Here is a 19,089-nt window from a genome sequence, read left to right as displayed (position 1 = left end):
CACCTTGTTTAAAAAATAGCCTTATTACAAAATTTTAATACATTTGGGTGAAAAGTAAATTTTTTAGTTGTGTTTTTATCAATAATATTTATTTTGTAGGGAGGGCAAATTAAATTGCCTTGCACAGCATCGCAGCCTAACTCTTCAAGCAGCGTTAATGTGTCGGCGGTTTCAACAATAGACGCAAACACTTTTATACCCACACCATGGCAAATATTAATGACCGCTTGAATGTAAAATTGGCTTTGCGCGCTATTTAGTAAATCTTGTACATAACCGCCATCAATTTTTACATATTCAATATCGAGATCTTGTAAGTACTTAAACGAAGTTAAACTAGTTCCGAAATGCTCTATACAGATACCAATCCCCATTTTTTTAATAATATCTATATGCCTAGAAGCCAGCTTCACATCTGCGAGGAGGCTGAGTTCGTGGAACTCAAAGACGAGGTTACTTTTTAATATGGGGTGTGCTTTTGTTAATGAATTTAACCAGTTAATAAATGTACTAGAGTATAAAGAGGCTTTACTTATGTTTAATGCAAATCGCTCTTTAGGGTATTGTGCTTTTATAGCTATAAAATTAGCAATTAGCTTTTTGTCGAGCTCAATAGTTAATTCTAACCTTTCTGCCATTGCAAATAGGTGACTATTATTGATCAGTTTACCTTCATTGATAAAATAGCCAAACACTTCAAAATAACTCGCTACTTGTTGAGAGTTAGCTTGTTTTATTGGTTGCAGTGAATAACTTATATCACCAGAGTTAATGATTAAGTTTATGATTTCTCGCCATTTTTGTACACTAAAATGGCTTTGGTTATTTTGCTCCGAGCTACTGCTCATCTTGTTTATGGTACAACGAGTATCTAATGCAGAAAGTAACCCACTCAATGCTGTTTCTTTGTTAATGCTGACCAGTGCTATATTGGCATAGCCATTAATATGCAGAGAGCTCTCATGTTGTTTAAACGTGTTGCTAAGATCGTTTTGAAACAGCTGTAAAAAGTTGCTCTCATAAGGAGCAAGTATGATAAGCGTGCTACCGTTTAATCTACATAACTTATAGTTGCTGAGCTGTGTCAAAGCGTGTTTGGTAATTTGTACTGCTTCGATGACATAATCATCCCCAATTTGATAGCCTTGTGATTGATTTATGTGCTGTAAAGAGGGCAGGGTGATCATAATGCCGGTAAAAGGCCGCACTGGCGAGACACTATGGATCACTGTATTGAAATAGTTTTCAAATAACTTTCGATTCCCCAAGCCGGTCAGCGAGTCACTATATACTGTATTAGATAAGGCTTGCGTTTGTTTAGTTAGGGTGTTGAATGAGGTTTTTAAATTAGCAACCATGTTATTAATGGCTTGTGTGACCACTCTTAACTCACGAGTTACGGGAAGAGTGTTGTTCACTGTAAAACGTTTTCGAGTTACTAAAAGAGCTTGGCGTTCAACAGCTTTTAAGGGTTTAAACACGGCTTGTAAAATTAAGTATGCAATCGCCAGTGAAATAATGAGTACTAAAAATGAGCTGTAAAAGCTTTCTTTTGCATGCCGCCATAATGTTGTATAGGCTTCACCTAAATGGCTGGTTACTTCGAGCGTCCCGGCAATGATCCATCCACTATTGATTTCAGAATACATGGTTGGAGCGGTTAATTTAATATAATTAACGAACCATTGCGGCACCGATTCAACATAGCTTGGATTTTCTAAAGAAAATAGCACAGAGTTGTTGTGGTCAATAAAACGGATCTGGCGGTAATATCCAGAGTCAAAAATGGCTGTTGCCATGGTTTTACTTAACACTAAAGAATCTTCTTTTAAGTAAGGTGAGATTGAAAGCCCTAAACTCGTTGCTGTGTCTTGGGCATGGCTGGCTAATTGCTTTTGTAAATAATCACGAGTGGTGTCTATATCACTCACTATGCGAACAACAAATGACAAAATACAAATTGCAATGATGAGACCATAAATTTGTGTTTTGAGGCTGAGCCCTTTGTTAAAAACGTGATACATCGTTGGCAATACCTTTGAAGTTATTGTTGATGGGAGTGAGCTGACCTTGCTCTATTCGCTTTAACATCAAGCTCCACGCAGATACGCCTGGACTATTTTTTACTTTATTCCCCAGCCCTTTTGACTTAGCCAGCCATAGGCCGTGGCCATTAAAACTGTATATTGGCGTTAAATCTTTACGTTCAGTTGCTGCTAATAGCTGCTTATTAAAGTTATCTAAAACGAATGGGGTTTCATTTGGTTGGTTAAAATAAATAAGCACCATATGTGGTTCATTAACGGTTGTCTGCCGCACATACATAAATCTGATTTTTTGCTCGTTAACGCCTAAAGCAATTAGAGTCAGGTATTTAGCTATTACGTAATCTTCGCAATCACCCATCCCCACGGCAAGTGTTTCTATTGGCGTAGCCCAGTAATCAGTTTTTTTCCAGAGCTGAAGATCAGTGCGGTATTTTATATGCTGATTAAAAAAATTATTAACTAAATGTAATTGTCGCCATTCATTTTCTTGACTTGCCTTATTAATAAATTTTAACCACAGTTTAATAAGTTTTTCGCTATCATCACCATATTGCTGTTTGGCGCGCTCAATGATTTTATTGTTCTTTAAGTAAACGAGTACCTCATGCGAACAAACATAAAATGAAAAGAAAATTAACACGTAGCATCCAAAGCGCAAAGAAACTCCTTAAATTTTTAGATGCATCTGCTTTGAGTATTAGTGTTAAAAGACAAACTAGCAATAACAGGTATGCAAAAATGTTGCTATAAAAATAAACTGCTGAGCATCACAGTCGGTGTTTACAGTAGCTGTAATACGACTTGTGCAGTTAATGCCTGTATTTAAGGGAGAGACCGAGAAGGTGAGATTATAATTGAAGTTTTGGTATCAATTATTTTTTATCAATTGCTTATATTTATATGCAGCAACTATGTTTACTTATTAAGCGGTATACATAGGCATATAGACAGAGTTACGTACGATTATCGCAAACTTTAAATCTACTGATCAGAGAGTGACCAAATGAGTTTATTTTTAACAAAACTGAAAAATAAATTAAAGATTGTGATCCCTGACTCGCTTTACATACGCTATGAATACTTTAAACTGCATCGCCGATTTTATTCAAAACAGCATATCAACAGCGTGAGCGATAGAATTTTTTCATGGAAACTAAGTAATGAGCTTGCAGAATTCTCTATTTTTGTCGATAAATATAAAGTTAGAGCGTTTGTGACCCAGCAATGTGGTGATGGTTACTTACCTGAATTACATAAAGTGTGTAGGGTAGCCGAAGAGTTTGACTTAGCGAAAATGCCACACAAGTTTGTGTTAAAGCTCAATAATGGTAGTGGCTATAATCTTGTAATTCACAATAAAGATGAGCACAACACTGCTGATATACGCCACATAATTACGCAATGGTTAGAATCGGATTTTTATGCAATAAGCAAAGAGAAACAATATAAAAATGTTGAGCAGTTAGTGCTTTGTGAAGAATATATAGAATCTATAAAGGCATTAAAAGATTATAAATTTTATTGCATAGACGGTTCTATTGAGTTTATTCAAGTGATTTCACATAATGCCCATAATCAAAAAGTGCATAATTATTACTCGCAGTTTTGGCAGCCATTAGCGATTCAACGCGACGGCTATGACACAGGGAAATTTGAACCTAAGCCTGCAAAATTGGATGAAGCGATTGCCTTGGTAGAAGCACTAAGCCAGCCATTTTCTTTTGTAAGAGTGGATTTATACCTACAAGACAAAATATATTTTGGTGAACTCACATTTACCCCTGGTAATGGGTACATTAAATACTTACCAGAAATTTTTGATTATTCATTAGCAAAAAAAATGAGATTAAAAATAAAAAAAACAACTCTTAGCTCTACCTAAGTTATTACCATACCACTATACACACGCTGTTAAATTATGAGCCGTTAATGTGTTAATAAATCGCTTAAATACATGGCGATAATCCTAGGCGTTCACTGTTTTCAGCTATACGTTTTTTGCCACTTATGAATTCGCTGCTGTATCAGCCTGTTTTAATTAAGATGACTAAAAGCGGGAATACGAGAGGTAGAAACCGTTATGTAATTCAGCTTCATTGACGAAAATTTTAATGCACAGAGGTAGTTATGAAGGTAAAAAAAATTCTTAGCCTTGAGACATTAAGAGGATGGGCCTGCTTATTATTAGTATTGAACCACTTAATAGGAGAGCCTAATGTGTCTGGATTAAAGCTTCCTCTAAATAACGATTTCTATTTTTTTAATTTAATGCTAGAAAACGTGAGAATGCCATTATTTGCTTTTTTAGGCGGGGTTATCTTTTCTTTTCGTGGGGTAAGCGCTGAGCAGTTTGTTGCAATGTTAAAAGGTAAGTATTTTAGGCTGTTAGTACCACTATTTGTTGTTGGACCGATGTATTTATTGATTCATGCTCATGTTTCAGGTGTTAATCAACACGTAGAGGTAACCAATTTGAGTTATTACTTCAGTGTGATCTGGCAGAGTCGATTTCATTTTTGGTTTTTACAGGCGATGTTCTTAGTTTTTGTTTTTCATGGCTTGTGTGCTTATATCTCCATAACAACGAAAAATAGATATTTATTAGCGACTTTTGTTGGTATTGCTGTGTGTGTATTTATGCCAACGACTCTTGTATTTTTTTCTCTTTCGGGGTTTTTCTTCTTATTACCATTTTTTTCACTTGGCTGTGTTTTGGGTTCACAAAATAACAGTGAAGCACCGTTAAATAAAAAGTTAGTTATATTATTACTCGTTATTTTTAGTGCATTAATGCTGTATAAGTTTTTCTTGTTGGAGTCTGGCGCTAACTTTGCGCGTAATAGTGTCATGGGGGTGCTGACTGGGTTTATTGGTTGTTCACTATTTTATTTTTCTAAAATAAAAGTGCTGCCGCTGGTATTTATTGGTAAATATTCATTCTCAATTTATCTCTATCATGTTTACTTTTTAGCTATAGCTAGAATGCTTCTTGCGTACTTAGGCGTGGAATCGCTGTTGCTTAATTTGCTGTTTGGTATGCTATTTGGCGTTTTTGGACCTATGTTTATAGAGGCTGTGTTATCTAAAAATAACTATACTTCAAGAATTTTTTTAGGACAAAAAAGCAGGGTTAAGTATGTAGAAAAGTCCGCTTGATAACAGCCTGATGTAATGTTGCAGGGTGTTAAACATACTGTGCTTTTATAAAACAAACTTATATAGGAAAGGCTTTGGAGCAATCGCCAGCAATTTTAAATAAGTTTCTCGGTACAGCCGGTTTGCAAGTTGCTAGCAAAGCCTTGTCGGTGGTAGCCGGTGTAATTCTTGCGCGTTATTTAGGGCCGGAACAGTATGGCTTATATACGTATGTGCTATCAATTATTGCCATACTTACAATCCCAGTCATTGCTGGCTTACCACAACTACTTATTCGCGAAATAGCCCAGGCGGAATTAGCGCATGAATGGCATGAATTAAAGGGCTTACTGCGATGGTCTACGGCATTTATTATCATTACTTCTGCTATTGTAATGTTGACCACTATGGTTATTTTACAGTTAGGGTTTATCACGAGTCAAACGGCAAGCTTACTTTGGTTTGCACTGTTTTTGATCCCTATAAAAAGTTTTTCTTCTAAACAAGGGGCTATTTTAAATGGCTTTAGAAAGCCTATTTTAGGGTTATTCCCAGAGTTTATTCTAATGCCTTTATTAGCTATTTTAATTTACTTATATTTTATTGTATCAAAAACAGTATTCACTAGTTTACTACTTATTAAAGTGCAAATAGTCACCTCGGCTTTAACGCTATTGTTAGGGATGGGACTGATCTTTAAAGAACGAGCAAAAAATTTAGAACAGGTTAACCCAATTTACCGTTTAAGAAAATGGCACATTGCATTACTGCCTTTTACGTTAATGGTATTTATTAGCACTATGAATGCTCAACTTGCGCATGTGTTTTTAGGTTATTTTGATGAAAAAGAGTCTGTTGCAGCTTTTAAAGTTGCTTTACAAGGGGTGACCTTAGTCACCTTAGGGTTTGCTGCTGTGAATAATATTATTGGGCCCAGAGTAGCCAGGTTATACAAAAGTGGTGATATACCATCCACACAGGCATTGCTAACAAAAAGTGTAAAGTTAAGTGCTTGTTTTTCTATACCAATTGCCATTGTGTTAATTTTTTTCGGTGATTGGTTTATAGGCTTGCTTTTTGGCGAACAGTACCTTGCTTCGTACCCCATTCTCATCATTTTATGTATTGGTCAAATAATTAATATTTGTTTTGGTTCAGTTAGCTTAGTCCTCAATATGACAGGAAATGAAAAGCGTTCATTAAAAGCATTATGCATCACATTATGTATAAATATTTTTCTGTTATTTATTTTAGTCCCTAGTTATAAAGCGATAGGTGCTGCGTTATCTGTCAGTGTGAGCTTGGTGCTGTGGAATGTGTGGATGTCGGCGGATGTATACAGCATAACTAAATTGAAAACTTGGTTATGCTGAGGTTTTCATAAAGAGTAACAGGGTGAAGCTAAATGATAGAGTTAAGTATCATTATTCCAACATATGGCAGAGCTACTAAAATAAAACACGCTATTCAAAGTGCATTTATTCACTCTCAGAGTGAGGTTATTGTTGTTGATGACAATGGCCAAGGGTCAGCCCAACAATTAAAAACGGAATCTATTTTAGCAGAGCTGATCAATAGTAAAAAAATAACTTATTTACCGCTGTTAAAAAATGTTGGGGGGGGAGTCGCTAGAAATATAGGGATACGCCAGGCACAGGGGAAGTATATTACTTTTTTAGATGACGACGATGTTTTCATTCCAGGTAAGTTAATTGAAAAACTGAATTACTTTAAACAACAGGTGCACTTTGAAATATGTTGTAGCCATATGCAAGTAGAAGAAAATGGCACCTATGTTTTAACAAATGAAGATCTGTTTGTGGGGCAGCACGCTAAGCACTTTTTATTATCTGGGAGTTGCTATACTTCGATGATAATGATTAAAAAAAGTGCTTTAGAGGCTATTGGCGGGTTTTGTGATACACCTTACTTACAAGATCATACGCTGTTGTTAAAGGCCTTTCTAAAAAATCAGCGGGTGTGCGTATTTCCGCAACGTGTTTTTGTACATAGGATCAATCAAGGGGCAAGTATTACCTCGGGTATTCGGCCAATAGCTGGAGTACAACTAAGGTGTAAATTAGAAAAAGCATTAACCGCGCAGGTTACATTGTCAGCCGCTGAGAGAAACGCGTTACATTATCGATGGGACTGCATTAAACATCATAACAACGTGCTTGAGCATGGTAGGAATTTAGCTGTATTTAGGTTTTTAATAGAAAAAGTTATCTGGCGAACAAGAACTCGTCAACAATGTTATGAATCACTTAAATTACTGGCTAAGTTTTTTATCAATTACCAGTATTACTCAAAGTAGCAGGCACTTTATGTTGCATACTAACACCGCTGAACTATTCAATAAAAAAATATTCATACTTGTATTTGTGTTGCTGATAGCTTTGTTCGCGCCTTTTTTTATGGGGGTATTTGCAATATTTAGCTACCTGACAACTAAACGGGCAGAGTGGTTGTATGTGTTTTTTATTAGTTTGATACTGCTTTTTTGCAATATGAACTTATATAAAGAGGTATGGTCATTTGGTGATTTTTTAGGCATTGGGAATGATTTAGGCTGGTATTCTACTCAGTGGTTTGCATTTAACAATTACCCACATGGTTTTCTAAGTATTTTTGATGATGGGTATGTCATTTTTATAAATGATGGTTTGTTGGTACAGCCAAAAGCCAGCGAACCAATTTATCATGGATTTTCATATTTTTTTTCAAAATTAACAAATGGGAATTATATTTTTTATACATACACAGTTACGTTATTTATCTACTTACCGGCATGCATAATTATTTTTAAAATACTGGAGTCAGCTAAATTTAGTGAATTATTAATTGCATTAGTACTGGTTTTTTTTGTGTTCTACTCCATGAAATTTACGAATATGTTTAATATGATCCGGCATTATTGCTCTGGCTCATTTTTACTCATCACATTATATTTTATTTATTTTGATAAGCTGCGCTGGGCTGTATTTTTTGCGATTATTGCTTCATTAACGCATAACGCAGCAGCAGTAATCAGCGTGCTGTATTTTGTTGTTTATTACGTTACCAAACACCCACAGCGCACGAATAGTTATAAAATATTCTCTGTATTAGTTAGCGCAAGTATACTTTCAATTGTGTACTTATTGGTTTACTACGCAACGTTTACAAACTATGAAGAGCTAGATGACCGAGGCTCAGGCATTGTTTTTAAACTTGCAGATGTAACTATTGTGCTTGTTGCGATATTTGCCTACAAATATAGGCATAACACGGTCTTCGATAAACTGTGGTTTTATTATTTAGCTATCATAGTATTAACCACTTTTATGCATCTAACTAACTTTTTACAGCTAAGGTATTATGCTTATTTTGATTATTTTAGGTGGATAGGCTTGGTCTATATTTTTTCTTTTTTACTGCGATTTATCAAACTTAAGCTGTTGTTTTTTACCACCTCATTCGTACTATTTACGCTGTTTTTATGGTTCCGGATTTATATTTCTGATTTTGACTTTAACGGTTTATTTCACAATTACTTTTTTATCAAGATTTAATTTTATGATGTGGAGTCATTATGAGGAGCTACAATGAAAGTTTTATTATTAACAACATGCATTTGCAATGATGAAAATATTAAAAATTTACATAGGCTGATATTATCAATCAATACTGTGACGCATACTCAATTTACCCACTGTCTGTTACTGCAAAATGCAAAGGAATGTAATGAGGATGATTTACCGGCTCGTGTTAAAAATTATGAGTTAATAATTTTGCGACAAAATAAGCTTATCTCCTTATCTCAAGCACGAAATAAACTCATAGCGCATGCAGAAAATTGCTACGGGTTAGCCACATTTGACTTTGTGTCATGCCCTGACGATGACTGCTGGTATCCACACGGGTTTTGGACCCGCTTTTTAACTTTGTATAATGAACATAAGTTTGAGCTACTTTATACACAATTTTCCTCACAGCCCTCACAGCAAGCTATCAATCAAAATAAGCACAGCTGTGCTAACTTAATTCGTTTTGCCTCATCAAATACCACTTTTTATAACGCGGAAATATTTAACAAAGTGGGTTTGTTTGATGAAAGTTTCGGCATTGGCAGTAAAAATAATGGCGGGGAAGATTTAGATTTTGCAATAAAAGCGTCCCTTATCAGCAAGAAGGTATTCTTTATCGCGGAGGCGACAATTGGTCATCGGGATCCGTTACCAGAGTTTAGGTGTAAGTATTTTCAGGGATCTTTTGCAGTACTAGGCAACCATAAGTGGAAGAGTTTGGCATTATACTATCATTTTTTACGTAAACTTATGATTGGGCTAGTATTTTTTGGACAAGGGAAAATTAGGCTCGCTGATTTTAAACAAGTTAAGTAGGAGTGTAGGGTGGATCCTATTATAGAGTCATTGACATTAGTTGATGAGCTGTCATTAATTAATGTCCTTGACGATATTATTAATACCGATAAAACCATTTCTGTTGGCTTTTTAAATCAGCATGCATATAACTTGATGCATACAAGTAATGCAATAAGAGCAGACTTTTTTGATCTGGATTATTTGTTTAGAGACGGTAAAGGAATTGAACTTGCCTGCTTGCATAATAATTTACTTCCTCAACTAAACCTAAATGGCACAGACTTCATCCCACGGCTAATTAGCCACTTACAACAAAGCCAAAAACACATTACTTGGTTTGCTTATGGCACTGAGCAACCTTGGTTAGATGCTGGAGCAAAGAGGCTGTTTAATAGTCAAGTTTTTTACAGTTTAGATGGTTTTAGAGCCATAGATGACTACCTTATACATAACCATCGTTACCAATCAAAAGCTTTAAATGTCGTGGTGCTGGTAATGGGCATGCCAAAACAGGAACAAGTTGCGGCGCAACTGAAACAGCAAACTAAAAATAAACTGCTGATTATATGTGGTGGTGCCATATTAGACTTTCAGGCCGGTAGGGTTAGACGTGCGCCGCAAATAGTAAGAAAGTTAGGCTTAGAGTGGTTTTATCGATTGGTTTGGGAACCGAGAAGACTATTTTCGCGCTATATATTAGGCATCCCAGTGTTTTTTTGGCGTGTATATTATACTAATACCAAGTAACAGGTAGGATGATGCTAGCTTGTTTCATGGTGGGGATAGTAACCATGTGTGGGCCACAATCACATGGTATTCTATGCAGCAGAAGGGCAAGTGGGCGACACTTAAATGGTTCTTTATATAAAACCTATTATCGGCACTATATTAAGCATCAGCTATATTTTACGCTAATTTGTACTACCCTTTATAACTCTTATTTAGGTAATAGCGCAGCAAGTCTGTTCGAGGAAAGCTAATAAAGGAAAGGTGATTAAAGTGAACTATAAAAGCTATTGCCATTTAAGCCAAGATATAAAAAAACACTTATTTAAGGTTCAAAGGTTAGACTTTGATTTAATAGTTGGTTTACCCAGAAGTGGCTTAACTCCTGCGAGTATTATGGCCTTGTATTTGAATATTCATTGTACAGACTTAATATCATTAATTAATAATTCAGAGCTAAAGACTGGACGAACTCGTAAAAGTAAAAATGAGCATTTAAAGTATCCACAACACGCCAAAAAAATATTGTTAGTGGATGATAGTATTGCAACGGGGAGCTCTATTAAATCGGATATGCAGCTCATCCCTACACATTTACATAGTAAAATAACGACCTGTGCTATTTACTCATCTATAAAAAACCGCACTGATATCGACTTCTTCTTAGAATACGTGCCATCGCCTCGTGTATTTGAATGGAACATTTTTCACCATCCAATTTTAAGTGCAACGTGTATGTGTATTGATGGGGTGTTATGTGTTCAGCCAACAGTTGGGCAAACCAACGATGCTGAACAATATAGAGAGTTTATTTTGAATGCCCCAGCATTGTTTATTCCGTCTAGAAAAGTTTTTGCTCTCGTGACCAGCCGCTTGGAAAGGTATCGTAAAGAAACAGAGTTATGGCTTAAAGAGCAGAATATTGAGTATCAACATTTAATTATGTGTGAGCGTAATGATAAAGAAACTGTTCACAATTATGCTGTGTATGCTCAGTATAAAGCCGCGTTCTTTAATAAATGTAAAGCGGAATTGTTTATTGAAAGTGAGTATCAGCAAAGTATCGAGATTAACAATATAACTCACAAGCCAGTCTTTTGTGTTTCTGATAACCTGCTAATTAACAATAAGTTATATGACTTCAAACACAGTGTACAAACAAGCTTTAAAGAGCGTTTAGCTGCCATTATTCCGCACACTATTAAAACCCAACTGAGAAAGCTGTTTTAATCGCTTTACTACAGTAATGGGTTACGTCTTTACGTTGTCACAGCGAGTGTAAATAATCGTTCCTTAGCGCTGTATGTCCTTGCAGTCAATGCCTTCATCTCTGTTTATTAATTTATGTTTAGCTTGTAAAGCATTCAATGGCATGCTTCATGGTTATTTCGATGCTTACTTAGCTGCTATTTTTTATAAATAGGGGGGGCACTTTATATTTTGGTATTTTATAAGTTTATAATTTCTGTTAGTGCGTTTGTTTTTGTTTAGATTTTAAAAAGAAAAATTTATTCTGTATTAAATTTATTCAGCCACACGCGGCACTGTATAGAGGTGAGCTTGTCAGTATGAACACGAGCATTATTAGCTTACTGGTGTTCAGCCAAGAAGTTGCGCTGCGCAAACTAGCAAGGAAGATAGTTCATGTCAGTTCCGCTAGGCTGTAGTAAAATTTTATTCATTAATAAGTAGATAGTTCCAAAACAGTAGCTAGTACTGCTCATCTCGTTTTAACCCCAGCCGAACTTAATGTGACTTGGTAGTAGTTAATCGTGTGGCTTATTAAATGTTAATAAGTCAATGTTTAGCTACTTTAAAGTTGTTTACTAGTGCTTATTTTTCGTTCCAAAACTACCCCCGCTGTGATCTTTAATAGTAAACACAAGTGTATGTTAATTGTGCGGTTTGCATTGTTAACTTAATATTAATAGCAAAATATAGTAATAATTTTCTTCATTCATATGGTCTGGCATAGGGGTTAATTATATGAACGCTATGAAGACTTTTAAATTATCTGGTACATCGGATGCGTGCTTTTACCGACTTTTCGATATAGCGACTTTATTTGTCGCGTTTCACTTCACAGCCTTTTTTTATGATCTTGCCTACTCTGCAATTAATTTTGCAGTGTTATTCGGAATATCGTTAGTTTATTTATATTGCGCTGATAGCTTTGCCATTTATAAAGTCTGGCGGGCAGGGAAGTTTAAAAGAATGGTGCTACATGTGTGGGCGGCTATGTGTGTCGCTTTTGTTTGTAGTTACTTGATTATAGTTTTGCTCAGTGTCTCTGCGCCTTTGTCAAACACTGCTTTTACTTTATGGTTTTCACTGTGTTTAATATTGCTATATTTCTGGCGGTTGTTAGTTTATTTATTTAAAAAAAATCGTTGTAAATTAGGGCTGTGCTTAAAAAATGTGGCAATTATAGGGGCAACAGAAAGCGCGGCATATTTATATAATGAAATAGCTAAAAATGAGGAACTAGGGTTTAACTTTGTAGGCTTTTATGACGATCGTAAACCTGAACGTGTATTTGCGACACAGAGTGTTGCAGGAAATATCGAAACAGCGATTGATCTAGCTCGGGAAGGTAAAATTGTAGCACTTTACATCGCCTTACCGTTGAAAGCCGATAAGCGTATTGCCGATTTATTATTACAGCTAGGCGATACTACAGTCGATGTGCATATAATCCCCGATTTTTTACTGTCTGCATTGATACAGGGTCGAATTGAACATATTGGTGAGATTGATACCTTGAGCATGGTTGAATCGCCTTGTCTTGGTTCACACGAGCTTATTAAGCGGTGTGAAGATATCCTTTTTTCATTAATTATATTGTTATTGATTTCTCCTTTACTTTTACTAATCGCGATTGCTGTTAAGTTAACATCACCTGGGCCGGTGATCTTTAAACAAGATCGCTACGGGCTAGACGGACGCAAAATAAAAGTGTGGAAATTTCGCTCAATGACAGATACTAAAAATAATGATGTTAGCCAAGCGACTAAAAATGATGCAAGGGTCACAAGGGTTGGTCGCTTCTTACGCCGCACAAGTTTTGATGAACTACCACAGTTTTTAAATGTGCTCGAAGGTTACATGTCGATTGTAGGGCCAAGACCGCATGCCGTTGCACATAATGAAGAGTATAGAAAAAAAGTTCAGTTTTATATGTTCCGCCATAAAGCAAAGCCAGGCATTACAGGCTGGGCGCAGGTGAATGGCTGGCGAGGTGAAACCGACACTGTAATAAAAATGGCGAAACGTGTGGAATATGACCTACACTATATTAAGAACTGGTCATTAATGTTTGATATAAAAATAATATTCCTAACAATCTTTAAAGGATTTAAGCATGAAAACGCCTATTAATTTGATTACATCATGCCTGTTTACAGCAAGTTTAGGCGTTAGCTCATACGCATCCGCTATGCTAAAACCGGGCAGTTTTATGAGTAAAGATGGTGCGGAAATTACACCAACTTTACAAACCGGCTTAAGCACAAACAATAATATGTTTAAAACGCCAGACAATGAACAGTCGCGGCTAATATGGAGCATAGCGCCAAATATTTTAGCCGTGATTGATGATGGCCCAGATAATTACAAACTCAATTTTGGCACGCAAACGTCATTTCATAATAAAGATACCACTGATAATTATACACAAGTTAATGTTGGGGCCGCGCTTCATAAGGAGTTTACTCGCCAGCATAGTATTGATTTGTCTGCAGATATGGATTGGTTATACGAGCCCCGTGGTAGTGGTTTAACCGAAGGATTAGGCAATATAGTTGATGAACTTGTGGAATATAATCAGCAAGATATATCAGCTAAATATAAATATGGCTCGCGGCATTCGAAAGCACAATTAGCTTTTGCAGCAGGCTTTTACAGTAAAAAGTATCAAAACTTTAGAGCCGTATCACAATACCGTGACTATGATAAAACCCTGTTGGGTATTACCGGTTTTTATAATACTCATGCCGCCACGCGTACTTTTTTAGAGCTTAAAGAAGAACAGTATCGTTATGATACTTTGCAAGCAAACGGTGTTTCGCGCGATTCAGACGACAGAAAAATTTTATTAGGAATAGAGTGGGATGCCACGGCTGTCACGTCTGGTACTTTTAAAATTGGTTATCAAGACAAAGATTTTATTTCCCAATTACGCGAAGATTTTAATGGGGTTAGTTGGGAAGCGGCAGTACTTTGGCAGCCATTAACTTATTCATCCATTAAAGTTTTAACGAGTCGATCAGCCAGAGATCCTTTAGTTGCTGGCGATTATATTAAAGAGAGTATTTATAACATTAGTTGGGAGCACAATTGGCGCAACGATTTAAGCTCTTTGGCAAGCCTTAATTATGCCGACGAACACTATACCGATAATACTAATAGGCAGGATAAAACAAAGACGGCTCGCGTGGCTTTAAGTTATTTAGTAACTAGCTTTGGCATGGTCTCTAGTTATGTTGATTTTATTGATAAAAACTCTAATCAAAGTCGAATTGAATATGATCGTTTGATTATAGGGGTTAATTTTACCTTTGCTTTAAAGGCTAATTGATGAAATTGACCATTTTTCTTGTGCTGCTTTTATTAACAGTAAATAGCTTTGCACAAAATGCAAATAACTATATTTTAGGGGCTGGCGATAAAATAGAGATTAAAGTATTTGGTCAACCCGACTTAGATGTCACTGCGCTATTGGGTAATAGTGGAGAAATTAATTACCCATTTTTAGGCAAGGTCAAACTTGTGGGTTTAAATATATCACAAGTTGAAGAAATTATAAGCAATGGCTTACAGCCAGATTACTTGCTGACCCCTAGTGTCTATGCACAAGTTGTACAATATCGTCCTTTTTATATACATGGGGAGGTGAATAATCCTGGTGCTTATCCTTATCAACCGGCAATGACAGTTAATCAAGCGATAGCACTTGCTGGTGGGTTAACCGAGCGCGCATCAGTAGATAAAATATATATTTTTAAAGAGCAAGCCAAAGAGCAGCGAATTAGAGGTAGTTTAAATAGTCAAATAGCAGCGGGTGATACTATTAAAATCGAACAACGCTTGTTTTAGCTGTTAAAGGCAGTGATGCATGAACGAAAATTCAGGAAAGTTAATTACTAATAATAATGATGCTATTGAACTAGGTGTCAATTTGCATGTCATTAAACAAGCAAAATGGAAAATTTTAAGTTTTGCGATTGTTATTACGCTATTAGCGATGATGATAACCTTAACATTAACACCTCAGTATAAAGCAAGCGCCACGTTATTAATTGAAGCGAAGCAAGCGAAGGCTGTGAGTTTTGAAGAAATTTACGGCTTAGACTCTGATCAGAAGGAATATTACTTAACGCAATTCGAAGTAATGAAATCAGACAGTATTGCGCGCGAAGTGATTGCAAAATTGGATTTGCAATCACATATAGACTTTACTCCTAAACCTTCAATTTTTAACGAGTTGAATATACTCATTAAAGAGTACCTACCTTTCTTAAATCAAACAGAAACTAAATTACTTTCCCACCAAGAGCAACAAGAAGAAAAAATGCAGGATATGCTCGCTATATTTAACAAAGCCTTGGTTGTGAGCCCTATTCGAAAAACACAATTAGTAAAAATTAGTTTTGAGTCCAGTGATCCAAAGCTTGCAGCATTAGTGGCCAATACTATAGGAGAGGTTTATATAGAAAACCAAATGCGTGCAAAAATGGGCATTACCCAGCAAGCAACAAGTTGGTTAAATACGCGACTCTCACAGTTAAGGATTCAATTAGATGACTCTGAAGTACGTTTGCAAGCATACAGAGAAGAGCAGCAGCTTTTTGATATTGAAGGGATTGCAGGGTTAGTGACCCAAGAACTAGAGCAAATGTCTCAGCAATTAGTGGAAACTCGAGCTGCAAGAAATAATTTAATGAGTATTAATAGGGTGATTAAGGAATATGGCAATAATAATATAGAGTTTTTAGGTAGTATGCCAGAGATAACCTCGCATAAAGTGATTCAAGATGTGAAGCGCGAAGTAATACTGGTTGAGCGCAAAGTCAGCGAACTCGCAGAGGTATACGGTTACAAACATCCTAAAATGATTTCAGCCAAGGCTGAGCTGGTTACAGTGAAGGCGAATTTAAATAAACAAATAAAAGGGCTGGTCACTGGCATAGAGAAAGAGCTAAATAGGATCACGCGTACAATTAAGACGTTAGAAAGCGATTTAAAAAAGACCCGAGACGAATATCAACATATTACTCGCAAGGAAACTAAATATAACCAGCTAAAACGTGAAGTTGAGACGAATCGTAATATTTTTAACACCTTTTTATCACGCTCTAAAGAAACCGAAGTTACCAGTGATTTTACATCGGCGGCGGCACGCTTTACTGATCGTGCTTATGCACCGAAGAAACCGACTAAACCTAATAAAAAACTTATCGTTATCATTACATTTATTAGTAGTTTAGCCTTTGCTGTGAGCATGAGTTTAATATTTGATATTTTAAATGACACCGTGAAAACGAAAAATGATGTTGAAAGCAAATTAGCGCAACGAATGTTAGGGTTATTACCCCATGTTAAAACGTCAAGAAAAAATAATTTTCATATACATGCGTATTTAGATGATGAATACCGGCGTTTTGCTGAATCGGTGCGTACCTTCAGAACGAGTTTGTTACTTACTCAATTAGCACGAGAGCATCAAATTATCGCGGTTACTTCGAGTGTGCCTGGCGAGGGGAAAACCACCACCTCCGCTAATTTAGCTATGTCATTGGCTCAAATGGGCAAGGTATTACTTATTGACGGTGATCTACGCAAGCCAAGTTTAGCAAAACGTTTTGATATTCCGGTATTCCACCCCGGGCTGAGTAATTTAATTACCGGCACAGAGCAGTTTTCTGAGTGTGTGCATCTAGACGAACGCTCTGGGGTGGCTATTATGCCCAGTGGCCAAATTCCAGCTAATCCACTGGAGTTGTTGTCAAATAACCGCTTTGAAGAGTTACTCAAAGTGTTAAAAACCAAATACGAGCATATTGTGATTGATACCCCCCCCACTCAGGCTGTGAGTGATGCGTTAGTGATAGCCCAAAGCGTTGACTCAGTTGTTTATATAGTTAAAGCAGATATGACACGGGTAAAACCTATTAAAGCTGGATTAGAACGTTTATTTGAAGTGAAAGCACATGTGGCGGGAGTGGTGCTAAATCAAGTAAATATGAGTAAATCTGCCGATGAGCACAGCTATGGCTATTACGATTATTATGACTACTCACAGCCAGTAGAAAAATTACCCCCTGAAGAAAAGGGTTAATGTATGATTGATATTCACTCGCATATTTTACCGGGTATAGATGATGGAGCTAAAGACTTGGCTGAGTCTGTCGCTCTACTAAAGCTGGCACAAAGCGATGGTATCACCCACATGGTAACGACACCGCATATTCATTTGCGGCGCTTTAATAATTCAGCTTGGCAGTTGCACCGCGATTTAGCTGCTTTAAAAGTTCATATCAAAGATACCGATATAGCTATAAAGCTAGCCGTCGCCGCTGAAGTGCGCCTCGATATAGAGTTGATGGCACTTGTAATCGCAAATGAGTTACCTTTTATCGGCAGCAGCAATGGCGCCCATTACTTACTGCTTGAGTTACCCCATTCACATGTGCCATCGGGGTACGATAAATTTATTAAATGGCTGGCGAAGCAAAATATTAAAGTGATTATTCCTCACCCTGAGCGTAATCGTGATATTCAAGCGAATCCATATTATATCGAGCGCTTAAAGCAATTAGGTTGTGAATTTCAATTAACCGCATCAAGCATAGAAGGTGGTTGGGGGGATAAAGCAAAAGTTATCAGCGAAAATATGTTAAAAGCTGACTTAGTCAGTTATGTCGCCACTGATGCCCATTCAGTAAAGCGCAGGCCGCCCATACTCAGTAAAGCAAAGCAGTTAGTCACACACTTAGTTGGGGAAGAAAAAGCGCAACAGTTATTTATCACTAACCCTTGGCGCTTAACTAGGTCATTATTTTGTGATTAACTTATCTGTGGCTCGGCTTGCACAGATCATGGTGTTAGCTATCGTGGCGGTCATTTTGGCTTATCAAAGCATTCACAGTATACGTGCTAATGCATGGTACTTTAACGCCCGTAATACCCTGCAACAATTATCTTCACCGGTTGATGCGGCACAATTAACACGAGCCGAAGCAGCCATAACGTTAGCCACCAAGCTTGAACCAACACACCCACATTATTGGCATATCTACGCCAACGTAAAAATATTAATTGCCAGTAATGTTGATGGAATAACAGCACAGGGTAGCGATAAAAAACAGTTACTTTACCAGCAAGCAGAGCAGGCGCTGTTAACATCAGTAGCACTTAGGCAAACGTGGGCACCCACTTGGATAACACTTGCCCAGCTTGTGAGTTACCAACAAGGGCCGAGTGAACAAGTTTATGGGTATATTCAACAGGCAAAAAAAGTAGGCCCGCATCAGCTCGATGTACACTTAGGTATTATACACATAGCGTTAATGCATTGGCCGCAACTCCCAGCTAACTATAAAGCGTTATATGTTAATGCGTTGCAGCTAGCAGTCAAACATGGCTATAGATTCAATGCTGTTTTTGCGCTTGCTAAGAAAATCAACAGGTTAGAGATACTGTGTTTAACATTACAATTTAGTGAGGGGTTTGCACCGGTAAGAGCAAGTTATCATTTTAAAAAACACTGTAAAACACCACGCTAAAAAACGCCCAGCGTTATAAAACGCTGGGCT

16 protein-coding genes are annotated in these 19,089 nt (G+C 36.8%); 14 read left to right on the top strand and 2 right to left on the bottom strand.

The window, feature by feature from the left end; genetic code table 11:
* Positions 1 to 8: 8 nt before the first annotated feature.
* The gene (locus tag ABYB02_RS01875) at positions 9 to 1,952 is read right to left on the bottom strand and encodes an EAL domain-containing protein (RefSeq protein ID WP_372760497.1); all 1,944 of its coding nucleotides are present in this window, start codon (positions 1,950 to 1,952) and stop codon (positions 9 to 11) included.
* 55 nt (positions 1,953 to 2,007) lie between these two features.
* Positions 2,008 to 2,706 (bottom strand): transglutaminase-like cysteine peptidase, encoded by a 699-nt coding sequence (locus ABYB02_RS01870; protein WP_372760495.1) that lies wholly within the window; start codon positions 2,704 to 2,706, stop codon positions 2,008 to 2,010.
* 345 nt (positions 2,707 to 3,051) lie between these two features.
* Between ABYB02_RS01870 and ABYB02_RS01865 the strand changes: the two genes are divergently transcribed.
* The 14 genes from ABYB02_RS01865 to ABYB02_RS01800 all read left to right on the top strand — a co-directional run bounded on the left by ABYB02_RS01865 (position 3,052) and on the right by ABYB02_RS01800 (position 19,059).
* On the top strand, positions 3,052 to 3,930 hold the full coding sequence (locus ABYB02_RS01865; RefSeq protein ID WP_372760493.1) for an ATP-grasp fold amidoligase family protein: 879 nt from the start codon (positions 3,052 to 3,054) through the stop codon (positions 3,928 to 3,930).
* 245 nt (positions 3,931 to 4,175) lie between these two features.
* A complete protein-coding gene (locus ABYB02_RS01860) occupies positions 4,176 to 5,204 on the top strand; it encodes an acyltransferase (RefSeq protein WP_372760491.1) in 1,029 nt (342 codons plus the stop codon).
* Between the two features lie 74 nt (positions 5,205 to 5,278).
* Complete coding sequence (locus ABYB02_RS01855; RefSeq protein WP_372760489.1) at positions 5,279 to 6,556, top strand: flippase; 1,278 nt, start codon at positions 5,279 to 5,281, stop codon at positions 6,554 to 6,556.
* Positions 6,557 to 6,588: 32 nt separating this feature from the next.
* Entirely contained in the window at positions 6,589 to 7,500 is a 912-nt protein-coding gene (locus tag ABYB02_RS01850; protein WP_372760487.1) for a glycosyltransferase family 2 protein, read from the top strand.
* Between the two features lie 10 nt (positions 7,501 to 7,510).
* The gene (locus tag ABYB02_RS01845) at positions 7,511 to 8,737 is read left to right on the top strand and encodes an EpsG family protein (RefSeq protein WP_372760485.1); all 1,227 of its coding nucleotides are present in this window, start codon (positions 7,511 to 7,513) and stop codon (positions 8,735 to 8,737) included.
* A gap of 33 nt (positions 8,738 to 8,770) precedes the next feature.
* Entirely contained in the window at positions 8,771 to 9,568 is a 798-nt protein-coding gene (locus ABYB02_RS01840) for a glycosyltransferase family 2 protein (RefSeq protein ID WP_372760483.1), read from the top strand.
* Positions 9,569 to 9,577: 9 nt separating this feature from the next.
* On the top strand, positions 9,578 to 10,297 hold the full coding sequence (locus ABYB02_RS01835) for a WecB/TagA/CpsF family glycosyltransferase (protein WP_372760481.1): 720 nt from the start codon (positions 9,578 to 9,580) through the stop codon (positions 10,295 to 10,297).
* Positions 10,298 to 10,549: 252 nt separating this feature from the next.
* On the top strand, positions 10,550 to 11,506 hold the full coding sequence (locus ABYB02_RS01830) for a phosphoribosyltransferase family protein (RefSeq protein WP_372760479.1): 957 nt from the start codon (positions 10,550 to 10,552) through the stop codon (positions 11,504 to 11,506).
* A 756-nt stretch (positions 11,507 to 12,262) separates the two neighbouring features.
* Entirely contained in the window at positions 12,263 to 13,654 is a 1,392-nt protein-coding gene (locus ABYB02_RS01825; protein ID WP_372760477.1) for an undecaprenyl-phosphate glucose phosphotransferase, read from the top strand.
* Positions 13,638 to 14,852 (top strand): outer membrane beta-barrel protein, encoded by a 1,215-nt coding sequence (locus ABYB02_RS01820; protein ID WP_372760475.1) that lies wholly within the window; start codon positions 13,638 to 13,640, stop codon positions 14,850 to 14,852. The genes ABYB02_RS01825 and ABYB02_RS01820 overlap by 17 nt, the downstream gene beginning before the upstream one ends.
* A complete protein-coding gene (locus ABYB02_RS01815; protein WP_372760473.1) occupies positions 14,852 to 15,370 on the top strand; it encodes a polysaccharide biosynthesis/export family protein in 519 nt (172 codons plus the stop codon). The genes ABYB02_RS01820 and ABYB02_RS01815 overlap by 1 nt, the downstream gene beginning before the upstream one ends.
* A 19-nt stretch (positions 15,371 to 15,389) precedes the next feature.
* Positions 15,390 to 17,612, top strand: coding sequence for a GumC family protein (locus tag ABYB02_RS01810; RefSeq protein WP_372760471.1), 2,223 nt, complete (start codon positions 15,390 to 15,392; stop codon positions 17,610 to 17,612).
* 3 nt (positions 17,613 to 17,615) lie between these two features.
* Positions 17,616 to 18,344: a tyrosine-protein phosphatase gene (locus ABYB02_RS01805; RefSeq protein WP_372760469.1), complete on the top strand. Its 729-nt coding sequence runs from the start codon at positions 17,616 to 17,618 to the stop codon at positions 18,342 to 18,344.
* Positions 18,337 to 19,059 (top strand): VpsP family polysaccharide biosynthesis protein, encoded by a 723-nt coding sequence (locus tag ABYB02_RS01800; protein WP_372760467.1) that lies wholly within the window; start codon positions 18,337 to 18,339, stop codon positions 19,057 to 19,059. The genes ABYB02_RS01805 and ABYB02_RS01800 overlap by 8 nt, the downstream gene beginning before the upstream one ends.
* The last annotated feature ends 30 nt before the right edge of the window (positions 19,060 to 19,089 follow it).

The organism is Pseudoalteromonas sp., from assembly GCF_041613455.1.
GTDB lineage: Bacteria > Pseudomonadota > Gammaproteobacteria > Enterobacterales > Alteromonadaceae > Pseudoalteromonas.
The sequence above is the reverse complement of the archived record's forward strand: the minus strand, read 5'-3'. Positions and strand labels throughout refer to the sequence as shown.

Bases quoted from the DNA above. Each gene is read 5' to 3' on its own strand.
- ABYB02_RS01865 (WP_372760493.1), top strand. From the start codon at position 3,052: ATGAGTTTATTTTTAACAAAACTGAAAAATAAATTAAAGATTGTGATC.
- ABYB02_RS01860 (WP_372760491.1), top strand. From the start codon at position 4,176: ATGAAGGTAAAAAAAATTCTTAGCCTTGAGACATTAAGAGGATGGGCC.
- ABYB02_RS01850 (WP_372760487.1), top strand. From the start codon at position 6,589: ATGATAGAGTTAAGTATCATTATTCCAACATATGGCAGAGCTACTAAA.
- ABYB02_RS01845 (WP_372760485.1), top strand. From the start codon at position 7,511: ATGTTGCATACTAACACCGCTGAACTATTCAATAAAAAAATATTCATA.
- ABYB02_RS01840 (WP_372760483.1), top strand. From the start codon at position 8,771: ATGAAAGTTTTATTATTAACAACATGCATTTGCAATGATGAAAATATT.
- ABYB02_RS01825 (WP_372760477.1), top strand. From the start codon at position 12,263: ATGAACGCTATGAAGACTTTTAAATTATCTGGTACATCGGATGCGTGC.
- ABYB02_RS01820 (WP_372760475.1), top strand. From the start codon at position 13,638: ATGAAAACGCCTATTAATTTGATTACATCATGCCTGTTTACAGCAAGT.
- ABYB02_RS01815 (WP_372760473.1), top strand. From the start codon at position 14,852: ATGAAATTGACCATTTTTCTTGTGCTGCTTTTATTAACAGTAAATAGC.
- ABYB02_RS01810 (WP_372760471.1), top strand. From the start codon at position 15,390: ATGAACGAAAATTCAGGAAAGTTAATTACTAATAATAATGATGCTATT.
- ABYB02_RS01805 (WP_372760469.1), top strand. From the start codon at position 17,616: ATGATTGATATTCACTCGCATATTTTACCGGGTATAGATGATGGAGCT.